Genomic DNA, 17,072 nt, shown 5'->3' on the forward strand with positions numbered 1-17,072 from the left:
CTGGAGTGATCGTCGATGATGCTGGTGCCGTGCCCGTGGTGCGGGCCGCGGAACGCGACGGAGTTCCGCTACGGCGGGGCGGCCGGTGCGCGCCCCGATCCGGTGTCGGCGACGCCGCAGCGGTGGCGGGAGTACCTCTACACGCAGGCCAACCCCCTCGGGTGGTCGCGGGAGGGCTGGTACCACCGCGCCGGGTGCCGTCGGTACATCGAGATCGAACGGCACACCGGGACCAACGAGGTCCGGCCCGTCGACACCACCACGGAGGGCGGCCGATGAGCCTCACGACCCCGTCCGGCCCGACCGCCACCGGCGTCCGGTCGGGGCGGCTCGCCCCGCAGCCGGGCGAGGTGATCGACCGCCGGCGTCCCGTCACCTTCACGTGGAACGGGTCGACCCACCGCGGTTTCCGGGGCGACACCATCGCCTCGGCGCTCGCGGCGTCCGGCGTGCGGGTGTTCTCCCGCAGCTACAAGTACCACCGCCCGCGGGGCCTGCTGACCGCCGACTTCCTCGACCCCGGCTGCAGCGTCCAGGTCGGCGACGAGCCCAACGTGCGCGGCGCGCACCGGCTCGTCGAGGACGGGATGGTGGTCACCTCGCAGAACACCTGGCCCTCGCTGGCGTTCGACGTCAAGGCCGTGAACGGCCTGGCCGGCCGGTTCCTCGCCCCCGGCTTCTACTACAAGACCTTCATCAAGCCCCAGCGGCTGTGGCCCCTCTACGAGAAGGTCCTGCGCCGCTTCGTCCACGCCGGCGAGATCACCGGTGACGTCTCCGGGGGCGCCTCCGGCGAGACGTTCGACAAGCGCTACGCCCACCCCGACGTGGTCGTCGCGGGCGGTGGCCCCGCCGGGATGGCGGCGGCCGTCGCCGCCGCGCGCGCCGGCTCGCGGGTCATGCTGGTCGAGGAGGAGCACGACCTCGGGGGCCACCTGCGGTGGGGCGACGCCGACGACCTTGCGGCGCTGCGCGACCTGCGGGCGCAGGTCGCCGCGGAGCCGGGGATCGAGGTCCTCACGAACTCGGTGGTCAGCGGCCGCTTCGACGACAACTGGCTCGCGATCGTGCAGCGCGGGCTGCCGCGGGTCTTCGAGCGCTTGATCAAGGCCCGCGCGGGGACGGTGGTCGTGGCGCCCGGCCTCGTCGAGCGCCCGTACGTCTTCGACGGCAACGACCTGCCGGGGGTCATGCTCTCGACCGCGGCCCGCCGGCTGATCAACCTGTACGCGGTGCGGCCCGGCTCGCGCGCCGTGGTGCTGACGGCCAACCCCGAGGGCGACGCCGCCGTGGCGGACCTGCGCCGGGCCGGTGTCGAGATCGCCGCCGTGGTGGACGCGCGGGCGGGCGAGGGCGTCGTGCGGGCCACCGGACGCGCCGGGGTCGCCGAGGTCGAGCTGACGACCGGCGCGCGGATCGCGTGCGACCTCCTCGTCACCGCGGTCGGCTGGACGGCACCGACGTCGCTGCTCAACATGTCGGGCGACCGCCCGGTCTACCGGCCGTCCGCGGCCCGGTTCGTGCCGGACCCCGAGCGGATGCCGGACAACGTGCTGGCGACCGGCGGCATCGTCGGCGACGGCACGGTCGGCGAGCTGGTTGCCCACGCCACGGCGATCGGCACCGAGGCCGCACGCCGCGCCGCGGCCCGGGCCCGCGCGATCGCCGACGCCGTGCCCACCCGGGGCGAGGACGCCCCGCCGCTGCCGGCGCCGGAGGCGACGCCGGTCGCCGTCCCGGCGCTCGCACCCGCCGACCACCCGGAGCTCTTCCGCAGCGCCACCCACGGGTTCGTCGACTTCTGCGAGGACGTGTCCTCCAAGGACCTCGTGATCGCGATCAAGGAGGGCTACGACTCGATCGAGCTGGTCAAGCGCTACACGACGGTCACGATGGGCCCGACCCAGGGCAAGCTCGAGACCGTCAACACGGTCGCGATCGTGGCCGAGGCGACCGGGCGCACGATGGCCGAGACGGGCACGACGACCTGGCGGCCGATGTACGCGCCGGTGACGCTCGGGGCGCTCGCCGGTCGCATCCACGAGCCGGTGCGCCACTCGCCGATGCAGCGCTGGCACGAGCGCCACGGCGCGACCCCGCTGGTCGCGGGGCAGTGGATCCGCCCCGAGCACTACGGCGACCCGGCCGGCGAGGTGAACGCCGTCCGGACGAAGGTCGGGATCATCGACGTCACCCCGATCGGCAAGCTCGACCTGCGCGGGCCGGACGTCGCGGAGCTGCTGAACCTGCTCTACGTCAACAAGTGGTCGAAGCTCGGCGTCGGGAAGGTCCGCTACGGGGTCATGTGCGCCGAGGACGGCGTCGTCATGGACGACGGGGTCACCGGCCGGCTCGGCGAGGACCACTACCTGATGTCCACCACGTCGTCGGGGGCGGCGACGGTGTGGGAGTGGGTCGAGGACTGGCTGCAGACCGCGCACCCGGACTGGCGGGTGCACGTCACCCCGGTGACCACGGCCTACGCCAGCATCAACGTCGCGGGGCCGCGGTCCCGCGAGCTGATGGCGCGCCTCGTCTCCGGCGTCGACCTCGCACCGGACGCCTTCGGCTACATGCAGGTCCGGACCGGCTCCGTGGCCGGGGTGGACGACTGCGTGCTGTGGCGGATCGGCTTCACCGGCGAGCTCTCCTACGAGATCCACGTGCCCGCCTCCTACGGCCTGCACGTGTGGGAGGCGCTGATGGCGGCGGGGGAGGACCTCGGCGTGGTGCCGTTCGGCGTCGAGGCCCAGCGCATCCTGCGCCTCGAGAAGGGCCACTTCATCGTCGGGCAGGACACCGACGGCCTGACCAAGGCCTACAGCGCCGCCCTCGACGGCGCCGTCAAGCTCGACAAGGACGACTTCGTCGGCAAGCCGGAGCTGGTGTGGCAGCAGGAGCAGGGGGTGACCACCCGGCTCGTCGCGCTCCAGCCGGTCGACCGCGCCACGGTGCCCGAGGAGGCCAGCCAGATCCTCCACCCCGACGGGCGGATCGCCGGGCGCATCACCTCGAGCCGCATGTCGCCGACCCTCGGCCGCTCGATCTGCCTCGGCCAGCTCGCGCCCTCGCTCGCGGCGCCCGGGACCCACGTCACCGTGCGCCTGGTCGACGGCCGGGACATCCGGGCGACGGTCATCGAGGGCCTCGCCCACGTCGATCCGGAAGGGGTGCGGCAGCGTGTCTGAGAACAACGGGACCGCGTCCGGCCCCCTGGCCCGCAGCGCCGTCGCCCCGGGCGTCGCGACGACCCGCTCCGGCTGGGTGGTCGACGCCCGGCCCAGCGTCGCCGACCTCGTCCTGTCCGACGAGAGCCCGCTGGCCAAGGTGCTGGTGAAGGGCCCGGTGACCGGTGGGCTCGGCAGCGTGCTCGGGACGTCCTTCGGGCGCGCCGCCCGCACCGCGATCGGGGGCGAGACCGTCCTGGTCGTCGGCTCCGGGCCGGGCGAGTGGCTCGTCGTCGGGGCCCCGGGCACCGCGGCGGCGACCGTCGCCGCGATCGAGCAGGCGGTCGGCGACCGGCCCGAGTTCGTCTCGGTGATCGACCTGACCCACGGGCGGGCGCTCGTGCGCCTGACCGGGCCGCGGGTGGCGTCGGTGCTGGAGAAGGTCTGCGCCATCGACCTGTCCGGCACCGTGGTGCCCGACGGCGCCGCCTTCCGCTCGTCGGTCGCCACCGTCGTCACCGACGTGGTGCGCGACGACCGGGCCGGCATGCCGTCGTTCCTGCTGCACTGCGAGCGTTCCACGGGCGGGTTCCTGGCCGAGGCGCTCCTCGACGCCGGCGAGGAGTACGGGATCGAGACGACCACCCTCGTCGGGCTCGGCTGACCACGCGTCACTAGTGGGAAACGGTGTCCACTGGGGCTTTACACAGGGCTCACGGAGGGGCCATGATCTGGGTCACATCCGAGGCCGACCCGGACCGCCCCCCAGCACCACTCCCGGCCCGACGGCGTCGCCCATCGACCGCAGCAGCGCCACGGCGTCTCCGCACCGCCCGACACGGCGGGCGGCCGTGGACGCCGACTGCTCGGAGGTGACCATGACGAGTCCGACGCAGATCGACGAGCTCCGCAACGAGTACCGCAACCGTCAGGTCCGGTGGGGCTTCATCTGGGCGCTGACGTGCGCCGTGCTGTGGGGCGCCTGGTACGTCCCCGGCTCGGTGATCTACGCCGAGTCGCCCTTCGTCGACGCCCCCACCAGCGGTGGCGGCTACCTGCTCGCCGCCGTGGTGGTGACGATCCTCAACGCCGTCGCGGTGCTCATCGCGATGGCGGTCTGGGTCGCGGTCCTGGGCAAGACCAAGGACTACGGCCGGACCCTGCGCCAGGTGAAGATCTCGCGGTGGTACCTCCCGGCCGGGCTCGCGGGCATGCTCGCGATCTTCGGCTCGGTGGTGGCCATCGCCTACATCGGCGCCGGGTTCTCCGCCGTCGCGGCCCTGCTCTACCCGATCGTCGGGGCGCTGGCCGCCCGCGCCTGGTACGGCGAGACGATCACCAAGCGGGCCGCGCTGGGCATCGTCGTCATCGTCCTCGGCGGCGTGGTCATCTTCGCGCCCGGCATCCTCGGCGAGATCAGCGGCGCGGGCGGCGGCGCCTGGCTCGGCTACCTCGGCGGCGTCTGCGCCATCGTCGGCTGGGGCCTGGAGGGCGCCATCGCCGGGCGCGCGCTCGACGTCAGCGACCCGGACGTCGGCCTGACCCTGCGCTTCACCGCCGAGGTCGCGATCTGGCTGGTCATCGTCGTGCCGATCTGCTCGATCGCCGCGGGCGCCACCTTCTGGTCGACGGTCGGCGCGGCGCTGGCCAGCCCGACGGTGCTGCTGCTGCTCGTGCTGCTCGGGCTGACCTTCGGGTTCTGCTACGTGTCCTGGTACAAGTCGTTCCCGCTCATCGGGGTCGGCCGCGGCCAGGCGATCGCCGCGCTCTACGGGCCGCTCGCGCTGGTGTGGCTCTACGTCTTCACCCTCGAGCCGCCGGGCCTCGAGTTCGTCATCGGCGGCCTCATCGCCGTCATCGGCAGCTTCGTGCTCTTCACCGAGAAGCGCGACGTCCTCGAGGTGCTGCGCGCGGTGCCCGCCCGCTCGACCCGCACCTCCACCTCGGCCCGGCAGGAGGCGTGACGACCATGCACATGAAGGGATACGTCCTGCAGCTCTTCGCCGACCGTGGCCCGCTGTGGACCGACCAGGTCATCGAGGCGGTGGAGGCCGAGTACGGCGTCTCCGGGGCGTACTGGCGCGGCACGGTCCGGCTGACGCTCGTCGACCTCTACGCCGGCGGCCTGCTCAGCGAGCAGGAGGCCACCGTCGACCCGCAGCGCACCCAGGGGGAGGAGCGCGTGCTGTTCAAGTACGCGCTCACCGACTTCGGACGCGAGCGCATGGCGCAGTCCGGTCTGGCCACGAACCGAGGAGGAGTTCCGGCATGAGCGATTTCTTCGCCTACGCCGCCGGCCCCGTGCTGGCGACGATCCTGTTCATCGGCCTGCCCGTGGCCGCCCTCGTCATGGCGCGGCTGTTCGTCCGCCGCCTGTAGGGGAGTGCCGATGGCTGCACCGACCACCCCGCCCCTGATCCCGTCCCGGCGGCTCCGGCTGCCCGGGCTGCTCGAGGCGGTGCCGGGGGTCGAGACCTACTGGGTCCGCCCCGGCGGCGTCACCGCCGTGCGCGTGCACGGCGGTGACGAGATCACCGTGGTCGACCGGCAGGGCCGGCAGCGCGCGGAGGTCACCGCCGTCGGGCCGGACGGGGCGGCCGCCCGGGACCTGCTCGGTCTCACCGCGGACGCCCCGGCGACGACGCTGCGGGCGCTCGGGGCGGACGCCTCCCCGCACGCGATCGAGGACCCGGTCCTGGCCGTCCTCCTCGCGCACGGGCTCGACCCCACCGGGCTCCGCGCGGCCTACCTGTTCGGGGAGTGGTCGCCGGCCGGGTCGCGCGAGACCCTGCGCGCGGCCGGGCCCGGCATCGTGCTGGTCGCCGCGCCCGCCGGGTCGATGGCGGTGGACGAGACGACGGGCAACCCGCCGTCCGACCTGGTGCTCGAGGTGCGGCGCGCCCAGCCGCGGGTGCCCGAGGTCCCGCCGCTGCCCCCGCCGCTCGCCGACCCGATCCTCGACGTCCGCGTCGACGCGGCCACCGCCCTGAGCTACGAGGTCAAGGCCGGCCAGTACATCCAGGTCCTCGACGTCGAGGGCCGGCAGTGCTCCGACTTCCTGGCCTTCCACGCCCACCGGCTCCAGGAGGGCCGCGAGCGCGGGCTCGACGCCACCGCCACCCGCTACTTCATGGGGCAGGCCTACCCCCAGCCCGGGCTGCACGGGAAGTTCTACGACCAGGACATGGAGCCGCTGGTCGAGATCGTCCGCGACACCGTCGGCCGGCACGACACCTTCGGCCTGGCCTGCAACACGAAGTACTACGACGACCTCGGCTACTTCGGCCACATCAACTGCACCGACAACTTCAACGCGCAGCTGCGGCCCTACGGCATCGAGGAGCGCGCCGGCTGGCCCGCACTCAACCTCTTCTACAACACCGCGTTCGACGCGCAGAACCAGCTGATCTTCGACGAGCCGTGGTCGCGGCCCGGGGACTACGTGCTGATGCGCGCGGGCGTCGACCTCGTCTGCGCGACGTCGGCCTGCCCCGACGACATCGACCCGGCCAACGCCTGGACGCCGACCGACATCCACCTGCGCGTCTACTCCGCCGAACGGAAGTTCTCGATGGCCATGGCGCACCGCCCCACGCCCGAGCACCCGGCCTCGCTGACCAAGGAGACGGGATTCGCGCCGCGGACCCGGGCGTTGACCCGCCAGTTCACCGAGTACCGCGGCTACTGGCTGCCGACCAGCTTCGACGGCCACGGCGCGATCGACGAGTACTGGGCCTGCCGCGAGCGGGCGGCGGTGATGGACCTGTCGCCGCTGCGCAAGTTCGAGGTCCTCGGGCCCGACGCCGAGGCGCTGCTGCAGGCCTGCGTCACCCGCAACATCCGCAAGCTCTCGATCAACCAGGTCGTCTACTCGGCGGTGTGCAACGAGACCGGCGGGATGATCGACGACTGCACGGTCTTCCGGCTCGCCGACACGAACTTCCGCTTCGTCGGCGGCGACGAGTACACCGGCACCTGGCTGCGCGAGCAGGCCGAGCGCCGCGGGCTCGACCGGGTCTGGGTCAAGCACTCCACCGACCAGATGCACAACATCGCGGTGCAGGGCCCGCGCAGCCGCGACATCCTGCGCGGGCTCATCTGGACGCCGGGCACGCAGCCCGCGTTCGGCGACCTGACGTGGTTCCGGTTCACCGTCGGGCGGATCGGCGACCACCGCGGCATCCCCGTGGTGGTCTCGCGCACCGGCTACTCCGGCGAGCTCGGCTACGAGATCTGGTGCCACCCCTCGGACGGCCCGGCGGTGTGGGACGCGGTCTGGGAGGCCGGTACGCCGCACGGGATGCTCCCGCTGGGCCTCGACGCCCTCGACGTCCTGCGCATCGAGTCGGGCCTGGTCTTCGCCGGCTACGACTTCGACGACCACGTCGACCCCTTCGAGGCCGGCGTCGGCTTCACGGTGCCGCTGAAGACCAAGGAGGACGACTTCGTCGGCCGCGACGCGCTCGTCGCGCGCAAGGCGAGCCCGCAGCGGCGGCTGGTCGGCCTCGAGCTCGCGGGCAACGAGCCGGCGCACCACGGCGACTGCGTGCACGTCGGGCGCCACCAGGTCGGCGTCGTCACCAGCGCGACCCGCTCGCCGATCCTGCGCAAGAACATCGCGCTGTGCCGTCTCGCGGTCGAGCACGCCGAGATCGGCACCGAGGTGGAGGTCGGGAAGCTCGACGGCCACCGCAAGCGCATCCCGGCCCAGGTCGTCCGGTTCCCGTTCTACGACCCCGACAAGGAACGTCCGCGCTCCTGACCAGCGCGTCCGGGAGAGCTCACCCACGACAGGAGGACCGTCCATGACACGGGTTGCCATCGTCGGCGCCGGACCGAGCGGGCTGGCCCAGCTCCACGCGTTCGAGCAGGCCCGCGCGGCGGGCGCCGACGTCCCCGAGCTGGTCTGCTTCGAGAAGCAGAGCGACTGGGGCGGGCTGTGGAACTACACGTGGCGCAGCGGCCTCGACCAGTACGGCAACCCGTGCCACGGCAGCATGTACCGCTACCTGTGGTCGAACGGGCCCAAGGAGTGCCTGGAGTTCGCCGACTACCCGTTCGAGCAGCACTTCGGCACGGCGATCCCGTCGTTCCCGCCGCGCGAGGTGCTCTTCGACTACATCAAGGGCCGCGCCGAGTCGAGCGACGTCCGCCGGCACGTGCAGTTCGACACCGCGGTGCGGTGGATCGAGTACGACCCCGCGCGCGACACCTTCGACGTCACCGTCGAGGCGCTCGCCGAGGGCGCCTCGCGGGTGGAGCAGTTCGACTACGTCATCGTCGCGACCGGGCACTTCTCGGTGCCGAACATGCCCGACTTCCCCGGCTTCGACCGCTTCCCGGGCCGCATCCTGCACTCGCACGACTTCCGGGACGCCCAGGAGTTCGCGGGCAGGGACCTGCTCGTGGTGGGCGGGAGCTACTCCGCCGAGGACATCGCGCTCCAGGCGAAGAAGTACGGCGCGAACACCGTGACGATCAGCTACCGCAGCGCGGCGATGGGCTTCCCGTGGCCCGAGGGCATCAGCGAGGTCCCGCTGCTCACGCGGCTCGAGGGCAGGACCGCGCACTTCACCGACGGCAGCTCGCGCGACGTCGACGCGATCATCCTGTGCACCGGCTACCAGCACCACTTCCCGTTCGTCGCGTCCGACCTGCGGCTGCGGACGGCGAACGTGCTGTACCCGCCGGACCTCTACAAGGGCATCTTCTGGATCGACAACCCGAAGATGATGTACCTGAGCATGCAGGACCAGTTCTACACGTTCACCCTCTTCGACGCCGAGGCGTGGGTGGCGCGCGACTACGTGCTGGGCCGCGTGGTCCTGCCCTCGCGCGAGGAGATGGCCAAGGACGTCGCCGAGTGGCGCGCACGCGAGGACGCGCTGCCCGACCCATTCGCACAGATCGACTTCCAGGCCGACCACATCGCCGACCTCATGGCCGGCACCGACTACCCCGACTTCGATCTCGACCTCACCCGTGCGCACTTCAAGAAGTGGGAGCACGACAAGGAGGAGAGCATCATCGGCTACCGCGACCGCGGGTTCTCCTCCCCGTGCACGGGGACGCAGGCCCCGATCCACCACACCGCGTGGTGGGAGGCGCACGACGACTCGCTGACGACCTTCCTCGGGAAGGACTGACGCGAGAGCTCCCCCGTCCGTCTCCCCGTGACGGGGGAGTCGGGACGGGGCCGCGCGACCTAGCGTCGAGGGGCACCACGCCGCCCGTCAGGAGGTCCGGCCGTGAAGATCGGTACGACGCACCTGTTCGTCCCCGGCCCCACCACCGTGCCCGAGGTGGTCCGCCGCGCGATGAACGTCCCCATGGAGGACCACCGGGCGCCCGACCTGCCCGACGTCGTCCTCGACGTGCTGGGCGACCTCAAGCGGGTGTTCCGGCTGCGCGAGGGCCGGGTGCTGCTCTACCCCGGGTCCGGCTCCGGGGCGTGGGAGGCGGCGATCACCAACTGCCTCTCGCGCGGCGACCGGGTGCTGATGTCGCGGTACGGCCACTTCTCGCACCTCTGGGTCGACATGGCCCGCCGGCTCGGGCTCGACGTCGTCTGCCACGACGTCGAGTGGGGCGAGGGCGTGCCGGTCGAGGCCTACGAGCGCGCGCTGCGGGACGACCCGTCGATCAAGGCGGTGTTCGTGACGCACAACGAGACCGCGACCGGGGTGACCTCCGACGTGCGGGCGGTGCGGCGCGCGATGGACGCCGCCGGCTCCGACGCGCTGCTGTTCGTCGACGGGGTCTCGTCCATCGCGTCGCTCGAGTTCCGGCAGGACGACTGGGGCGTCGACGTCGCGGTCGCCGGGAGCCAGAAGGGGTTCATGCTCCCGGCGGGGCTCGCGATCCTCGGGGTGAGCGAGAAGGCGCTGGCGGCCGCGGAGCGCTCGACGACCGAGCGCTGCTACTTCGCGTTCGCCGACATGATCGCCGCGAACGACGTCGGCTACTTCCCGTACACCCCGCCGATGCCGCTGCTGCACGGCCTGCGGGCGTCGCTCGACCGGCTCCTCGACGAGGGCATGGACGAGGTCGCCGCGCGCCACCACCGCCTCGGCGAGGGTGTCCGGCAGGGCGTCAAGGCGTGGGGCCTGGACCTGTGCGCGCTCTCGCCGCGCTGGTACTCCGACACGGTGACCGCCGTGCGCGTGCCGGCCGGGGTCGACGGGGCGCAGGTCTGCCGGATCGCGTACCACCGCTACCGGACGTCCTTCGGCGGCGGGCTCGGCCAGGTCGCGGGGCGGGTGTTCCGCATCGGGCACCTCGGCGACGTCAACGAGGTCTCCTGCCTCACCGCGCTCGCCGCGGCCGAGATGGCGCTGCTCGACGCGGGCGCGTCCCTCGAGGCGGGCTCGGGTGTCGCGGCCGCCCAGGCCTACTTCCGGCAGGCGCTCGCCGCCGAGGAGGCGGCGACCGCGCCGTGGACGGGGACGCGGCTCACCGCGGTGCGCTGACCGGGCTCAGAACGCCGACGCGACCGTGCGCGCGTGCTCGCGCAGCGCGCCGGCCAGCACCTCGGCGCGCTGCTCGTCGAGCCGCACCAGGGGCCCCTGCACCCCGAGGATCGCGACGAGGTCGCCGTCGCCGTCGAGCACCGGCACCGCGACACCGACGAGGTCGGGCTCGCGCTCGGCCTGCGAGAGCCCCCAGCCGCGCTCGCGGATCGTCGCGATCTCGCGCTCGAGCACCGCGCGGTCGGTGATGGTGTGCTCGGTGAAGCGGGTCAGCTCGTCGGGGGCCCGCCCCCCGTGGGCGAGGAAGACCTTCCCGACCGCGGTCGCGTGGCGCACGCTGTTGCGCCCGATCTCGGCGACGCTGCGCACCGACTGCGGGCTCTGCACGAAGTCGAGGGTCATGACGTCGTGCTCGCCGGGCACCGAGAGCGTGGCCGTCTCGCCGCTGACGGCCGCCAGGTCCTCCAGCGACGGGCGCGCGATCCGCCGGATGTCGAGCGTCTCCCGCGCCGCGCCGGCGAGCTGCAGGATGCGGATCCCGAGGCCGTAGCGCCCGCTGACCTGGTGGTACTGCACGAGGCCGGGCACGACGAGCGTGGCGAGCAGGCGCGACACCGTGCTCGCGTTGATCCCGGTGCGGCGGGCGATCTCGTTGGTGCCGAGCTCCTCGCCGGCGGCCGCGAGCACATCCAGGACGGCGATCGCCTTCTGGACGGATTCGACCTGCCGATCTGCTGGTCTGCCGGTTCTGGCCATGTTAATTTCGTCTCCCAGGGTGAAACACCGTTGCCCTGAGGGCAATGGCGACGCGACGACGATAACCGTCGGAACGGGTGAGAAGCATGGTCCCCTCGAACGTCCGGTACCTGATCATCGGCGCGGGCATCCACGGGCTGTCCACCGCATGGCACCTCGCCACCGAGCTGCGAGAACGCGGCCTCGGGGACGGCAGCGAGGTCCTGGTCATCGACAAGACCGCCGTCGGGGCGGGCGCGTCGGGCGTCGCCTGCGGCGTCATCCGCAACAACTACTTCCAGCCCGCGATGCGCAGGCTCATGGCGCACTCGGTCGACGTCTGGGAGTCCGACCCGGAGGCCTTCTCGTACCACGGGGTCGGCTACATCCAGGCCGCGCCGGAGGCCATGCACGCCGACGTCGTGCAGATCCACGCCGAGCAGCAGGCGATCGGCTACGACTCGGAGCTCGTCGAGGGCGTCGACGCCTGCCACGAGTACATGCGCGAGATGTTCTCGGACTGGCAGGCGCCGGGGATCTCGGTGATCCTGCACGAGAAGCGCGGGGGCTACGCCAACAACGTCGCCTCGCTGCGCGGGCTCGAGGAGAAGGTGCGCGCCGCGGGCGCCTCGATCGTCACCGGGGTGACCGTCACCGGGCTGCAGTTCACCGACGACTCGAGTTCATCCCGTCGCTCCGCTCGCCCGAGTGTCAGCGCCGTCGAGACCGACGCCGGGACCATCGCGTGCGAGCACCTGGTCGCCGCGGTCGGGCCGTGGGTCCGCGACCTCTGGTCGATGCTCGAGCTGCCGTCGACGATCCCGGTGCGGATGCCCGACGGCCGGCTGGTGCCCGACGTCCCGATGTGGACCTACTGGGCGCTGCAGGAGGGCATCCTCGGCATCGACCCGCAGGAGTTCATGGACAACCGCGGCGAGTTCCCGCCGGTCGTCCACGTCGACTCCGACGCCCCGCTCTACGACGACGTCGACGGCGAGCTGATCACCGACTCGATCTGGGGCATCTACTACAAGCCCGACTTCCACTTCGGCGGCGTGCAGGGCGGGGCGTCACCCGAGCAGGTCGGGCGCCCGGCCGACACCGTGGCCGTCGACCCCTACGGCGTCGACAGCCCGGAGTTCGTCGTCGGCGAGGACTTCGTCCGCATGTGGACCTCGGCGCTCGCGGTGTGCCACAAGCGCTTCGAGGGCCGCCGCGACGTGTACCGCAAGGAGCCCTCGGGCGGTCTCGGCGCGTTCACGCCCGACAGCTTCCCGGTCTTCGATTCCTTCCGCGGGAACGCGTACGTCATCGCCGACTCCAACCACGGGTACAAGATGATCGGTGTGGGCGCGCTGGTGGCGAAGGAGCTGCTCGGCGAGCCCCAGGACCTGCTGGAGCCCTTCCGCTTCTCCCGGTACGAGGCGGGCGAGCTCCACCCGACCAGCCATTCGCCGTTCCCCTGGAGCTGACCTTGACCTCGCCGACCCTCCCGGACCCCGACGTCGGCCGACTGCTCGTCTCCTGCGAGGACGGGCCCGGCATCGTGGCGGCGATCAGCGGGTTCCTGCACGCGCGCGGCGCGAACATCGTCCAGTCCGACCAGCAGACCACCGACCCCGTGGGCGGGCGGTTCTTCCTGCGGATCGTCTTCCGGGTGCCGGACCTGCCCCAGTGGCTGCCGGCACTGGAGGAGGAGTTCGCGGCCGAGGTCGCCGAGCGCTTCGGGATGTCGTTCCGCATGCGGGCCGCCTCGGTGCCGACGCGGGTCGCGCTGTTCGTGTCGCGCTACGACCACTGCCTGCTCGACCTGCTGTGGCGGTGGCGGCGCGGCGAGCTGCCGATCGACGTGGTGCAGGTGGTCTCGAACCACCCGGACCTCCAGAAGGAGGTGGCGGCCTTCGACGTGCCCTACGCGCACATCCCGGTCACGAGGGACACCAAGCCGGAGGCCGAGCGCCAGCAGGCCGAGCTGCTCGAGGGCCGGGTCGACCTGGTCGTCCTGGCCCGGTACATGCAGGTGCTCACCGGCGGCTTCCTCGAGCGCATCGGCGTGCCCGCGATCAACATCCACCACTCCTTCCTCCCCGCGTTCGCCGGCGCCGGCCCGTACGAGCAGGCGAAGACCCGCGGGGTGAAGCTGGTGGGCGCGACCGCGCACTACGTCACCGAGGACCTGGACGAGGGCCCGATCATCGAGCAGGACGTCGCCCGCATCTCCCACCGCGACCGGGTCGCCGACATCACCCGCCGCGGCGCCGACGTCGAGCGCACCGTGCTCGCCCGCGCCGTGACGTGGCACTGCGAGGACCGGGTGCTGCTCGACGGGCACTCGACGATCGTGTTCTGACCGGGCTGGGTCCTCGGCACTAGCCGAACGGCCAGGGCAAGCATGGCCACGCGGCCATGGGTCTCGCTGCTTGACTCGGACCCGTGGCCGAACCGACGCGCACCTCGCACGTGCTGCCGGGCCTCACGGGGCCCGCCGAGATCATCGTCGACCGGTGGGGCGTGCCGCACATCTACGCGGCGAGCACCTACGACGCCTTCCGCGTGCAGGGCTTCAACGCCGCGCGCGACCGGCTCTGGCAGATCGACTTCTGGCGGCGCCGCGGCCTCGGCCGGCTCGCCGAGGTGTTCGGCGCCGAGCACGCCGAGCGCGACCGGGCGGCGCGGCTGTTCCTCTACCGCGGGGACATGCGCGCCGAGTGGCTCGCCTACGGCTCGGACACCAAGCGGGCGTCCACCGCGTTCGTCGAGGGCGTCAACGCGTTCGTCGCGCTGACCCGCGAGGACCCCGACCTGCTGCCCGAGGAGTTCCGGGCGCTCGGCTACGAGCCGGCGTTCTGGGACCCCGAGGACGTGGCGCGCATCCGCAGCCACGGCCTGTTCTACAACGTGCGCGACGAGGTCGCGCGGGCCCGGACGCTGCGCGACCTGCCCGCCGAGGTCGAGGAGCTGCGGCGCCGCCGGGAGCCCCCGCGCCCGCTCGAGGTGCCCGAGGGCCTCGACCTCGCCGCGATCCCCGACGACGTGCTGCGCGTCTACGACCTCGCCACCTCCGCCCCGGTGTTCGGGCCGCCGTCGCCGGTCGACGACGCCCAGGGCGACGTGCTGCCCGAGGGCAGCAACAACTGGGTGCTCGCCGGGTCGCGCACCCGGTCGGGGCGCCCGCTGCTGGCCAACGACCCGCACCGCGCGGCCGCCGCCCTGCCCGGGCTGCGCTACATCGCCCACCTGTCCGCGCCCGGCTTCGACGTCATCGGCGGCGGCGAGCCCGCCCTGCCCGGCATCTCCATCGGGCACAACGGGCGCATCGCGTTCGGCCTGACGATCTTCGCGATCGACCAGGAGGACCTCTACGTCTACGAGACCGATCCGGACGACCCCACCCGCTACCGCTACGACGGCGGCTGGGAGTCGATGCGCCGGCTCGAGGAGACGATCGCGGTCCGCGACGGCGACCCGGTGACCGCGGAGCTGCTGTTCACCCGCCACGGGCCGGTGATCCACCAGGACGGCGACCGCGCCTACGCGGTCCGCGCCGCCTGGCTGGAGCCCGGGATGGCGCCCTACCTGGGCAGCATGGACTACATGCGCGCCCAGAACTGGGACCAGTTCGCGGCCGCGATGAACCGGTGGGGCGCGCCGCCGGAGAACCAGGTCTACGCCGACCCCTCGGGCACGATCGCGTGGCAGACCGGCGGGCTCACCCCGATCCGCCCCAACTGGGACGGGACGCTGCCGGTGCCCGGCGACGGGCGCTACGAGTGGGCCGGGTTCTACGACGCCGACCAGCTGCCCGGCCGGGTCGACCCCGCGCAGGGCTTCCTGGCCACGGCCAACGAGTGCAACCTGCCCGCCGACTTCCCGCGCGACCGCCACATCACCTACGACTGGTACGCGCCGTCGCGGCGGAACCGCCTCGACGAGGTGCTCGCGGAGGTCACGGACGCCACGCCGGAGAGCATGGTGGCGCTGCAGAGCGACTTCCTGTCCGTCCCGGCCCGGCGCATCCTCGACCGCGTCCGCGCGGTGGGCGTGCCCGGCGACACCGACGGGCTCGACCTGCTGCTCGCCTGGGACGCGGTGCTCGCGCCCGACTCGGCGGCCGCGGCGCTGTTCGAGGTGTGGTTCCGGCGCCACCTGCGCCCGGCGCTGCTGCGCGGCGCCCTGGAGCCCGTCGTCGGGGCGGGGGAGGCCGACGCCGTCGCCGCCCGCATCTCCCCGGCCGAGGACCTGCTCGCCGACGCGCGGGTCGACCTGGAGCTGGTGGAGCGCGGTCCGGACGCCGAGCTGGCGGCGACCGTGGCGACGACGCTGCCCGCCGCCGTCGCCGAGCTCGAGGGGCTGCTCGGCACCGACCGCGCCGCCTGGGCGTGGGGCTCGCTGCACGTCGCCCACGCCCACCACCCGCTGCGCCACCGGCTAACCGAGGTCGCCCCCGAGCGCCTGTCCGCCGGCCCCGCCCCGCGCGGGGGCAGCGGCGACACCGTCGGCAACACCGCCTACGGCCCGAACTTCGTGCAGAGCGCGGGCGCGACGTTCCGGCTCGTCGTCGACGTCGGCGAGTGGGACGCGTCGCTGGCGATGAACGCCCCCGGCCAGTCGGGGCGCCTCGGCGACCCGCACCTGACCGACCTGTTCGAGCCCTGGAGCCGCGGCGAGGCCTTCCCGCTGCTCTACAGCCGGTCCCGGATCGAGGCCGAGGCCGACGCCGTCATCGAGCTCCGACCTTCCTAGACGAGGAGACACCGTGGGACACCTGCAACTGCCGCCCGGGAAGAAGATCGCGGTCAACCTGGGGACCGACTTCGACGCCCAGGCCCTCTGGCTGGGCGCGTTCAACCGGCCGTCGCCGTCGGCCATGTCGCGGGGCCAGTTCGGCGCCGAGGTCGGCGTGCCCCGGCTGCTCGAGCTGTACCGCCGCTACGAGGTCACGACCACCTGGTTCACGCCCGGCCACTCGGTCGACACGTTCCCCGAGCAGTGCCGCGCCGTGCTCGAGGACGGCCACGAGTTCGGCCACCACGGCTACTACCACGAGGTCCCGCCGGGCCTGGAGCGCGACACCGAGCGCCGCCTGGTCGACCTGGCCTTCGAGTCGTTCAAGAACGTGCTGGGGCTGCGCCCGACGGGCTACCGCTCGCCGTACTGGGACTACAGCGAGAACACCCTCGACATCATCGAGGAGTCCGGCTTCACCTACGACACGAGCCTCATGGCGCGCGACCTCGTGCCCTACCGGCCGCAGCGCTGGCAGGTGAACTGGGAGAAGGCGAACGTGGCGGGCAAGGCGAGTCATGTCCTCGAGATCCCCGTGAACTGGTACCTCGACGACTTCCCGCCGCTGGCCTACACCGGCCCGCAGGCCGGCATGCAGGACACCGAGACGATCCTGCGGCGCTGGCAGGACATCTTCGACTACGCCTACCAGAACGTGGAGAACCCGGTGTACGCGACGTGCGTGCACCCGCAGATCATCGGCCAGGCGCACCACATGATGTGGTACGAGAAGCTGATCCAGCACATCGTCTCCCACGACGGCGTGTGGTTCGCGACCTGCGACGAGATCGCCCGCGCGTGGGTCGACGACGAGGAGGACGAGCGCAAGATGGCGCTGCCCGACGTCCGCGGCGTCGAGCCGGCCCCGGCCGATTCGAGCTGGGCGCGCCAGGCCTGATGACGCGGCGCGTCTCCT

At 72.7% G+C, this 17,072-nt stretch carries 13 protein-coding genes; 12 read left to right on the forward strand and 1 reads right to left on the reverse strand.

Annotation, left to right across the window (positions count from 1 at the left end):
• Positions 1-15: 15 nt before the first annotated feature.
• The 8 genes from ACFPK1_RS09115 (at position 16) to ACFPK1_RS09150 (ending at position 10,636) form a co-directional block, all read left to right on the forward strand.
• A complete protein-coding gene (locus ACFPK1_RS09115; protein WP_378020592.1) occupies positions 16-279 on the forward strand; it encodes a sarcosine oxidase subunit delta in 264 nt (87 codons plus the stop codon).
• Positions 276-3,188 carry a 2Fe-2S iron-sulfur cluster-binding protein gene (locus ACFPK1_RS09120; protein ID WP_378020593.1) on the forward strand — a complete coding sequence of 971 codons (2,913 nt, stop codon included), beginning with the start codon at positions 276-278 and terminating at the stop codon, positions 3,186-3,188. The genes ACFPK1_RS09115 and ACFPK1_RS09120 overlap by 4 nt, the downstream gene beginning before the upstream one ends.
• Positions 3,181-3,831: a sarcosine oxidase subunit gamma gene (locus ACFPK1_RS09125; protein WP_378020594.1), complete on the forward strand. Its 651-nt coding sequence runs from the start codon at positions 3,181-3,183 to the stop codon at positions 3,829-3,831. Before ACFPK1_RS09120 ends, ACFPK1_RS09125 begins: the two co-directional genes overlap by 8 nt.
• Before the next feature lie 214 nt (positions 3,832-4,045).
• On the forward strand, positions 4,046-5,131 hold the full coding sequence (locus ACFPK1_RS09130; protein ID WP_378020595.1) for a hypothetical protein: 1,086 nt from the start codon (positions 4,046-4,048) through the stop codon (positions 5,129-5,131).
• Positions 5,128-5,439 carry a hypothetical protein gene (locus ACFPK1_RS09135; protein WP_378020596.1) on the forward strand — a complete coding sequence of 104 codons (312 nt, stop codon included), beginning with the start codon at positions 5,128-5,130 and terminating at the stop codon, positions 5,437-5,439. Before ACFPK1_RS09130 ends, ACFPK1_RS09135 begins: the two co-directional genes overlap by 4 nt.
• Positions 5,440-5,556: 117 nt before the next feature.
• A complete protein-coding gene (locus ACFPK1_RS09140; protein ID WP_378020597.1) occupies positions 5,557-7,929 on the forward strand; it encodes a DUF1989 domain-containing protein in 2,373 nt (790 codons plus the stop codon).
• 43 nt (positions 7,930-7,972) lie between these two features.
• The gene (locus tag ACFPK1_RS09145) at positions 7,973-9,313 is read left to right on the forward strand and encodes a flavin-containing monooxygenase (RefSeq protein WP_378020598.1); all 1,341 of its coding nucleotides are present in this window, start codon (positions 7,973-7,975) and stop codon (positions 9,311-9,313) included.
• A 102-nt stretch (positions 9,314-9,415) separates the two neighbouring features.
• A complete protein-coding gene (locus ACFPK1_RS09150; RefSeq protein ID WP_378020599.1) occupies positions 9,416-10,636 on the forward strand; it encodes a pyridoxal-phosphate-dependent aminotransferase family protein in 1,221 nt (406 codons plus the stop codon).
• A gap of 6 nt (positions 10,637-10,642) precedes the next feature.
• On the opposite strand, the gene ACFPK1_RS09155 is transcribed toward ACFPK1_RS09150, so the two are convergent.
• Positions 10,643-11,392, reverse strand: a complete 750-nt coding sequence (locus ACFPK1_RS09155) for an IclR family transcriptional regulator (RefSeq protein ID WP_378020600.1) — start codon at positions 11,390-11,392, stop codon at positions 10,643-10,645.
• Between the two features lie 86 nt (positions 11,393-11,478).
• Between ACFPK1_RS09155 and ACFPK1_RS09160 the strand changes: the two genes are divergently transcribed.
• The 4 genes from ACFPK1_RS09160 to ACFPK1_RS09175 all read left to right on the forward strand — a co-directional run bounded on the left by ACFPK1_RS09160 (position 11,479) and on the right by ACFPK1_RS09175 (position 17,054).
• A complete protein-coding gene (locus tag ACFPK1_RS09160) occupies positions 11,479-12,843 on the forward strand; it encodes an NAD(P)/FAD-dependent oxidoreductase (RefSeq protein ID WP_378020601.1) in 1,365 nt (454 codons plus the stop codon).
• A gap of 2 nt (positions 12,844-12,845) precedes the next feature.
• On the forward strand, positions 12,846-13,721 hold the full coding sequence (gene purU / locus ACFPK1_RS09165) for a formyltetrahydrofolate deformylase (protein WP_378020602.1): 876 nt from the start codon (positions 12,846-12,848) through the stop codon (positions 13,719-13,721).
• 83 nt (positions 13,722-13,804) lie between these two features.
• Positions 13,805-16,114: a penicillin acylase family protein gene (locus tag ACFPK1_RS09170; RefSeq protein WP_378020603.1), complete on the forward strand. Its 2,310-nt coding sequence runs from the start codon at positions 13,805-13,807 to the stop codon at positions 16,112-16,114.
• A 13-nt stretch (positions 16,115-16,127) separates the two neighbouring features.
• Positions 16,128-17,054 (forward strand): polysaccharide deacetylase family protein, encoded by a 927-nt coding sequence (locus tag ACFPK1_RS09175; RefSeq protein WP_378020604.1) that lies wholly within the window; start codon positions 16,128-16,130, stop codon positions 17,052-17,054.
• Positions 17,055-17,072 lie beyond the last annotated feature (18 nt).

The sequence above is a fragment of the Actinomycetospora rhizophila genome (assembly GCF_042657905.1).
Classification (GTDB): Bacteria; Actinomycetota; Actinomycetes; order Mycobacteriales; family Pseudonocardiaceae; genus Actinomycetospora; species Actinomycetospora rhizophila.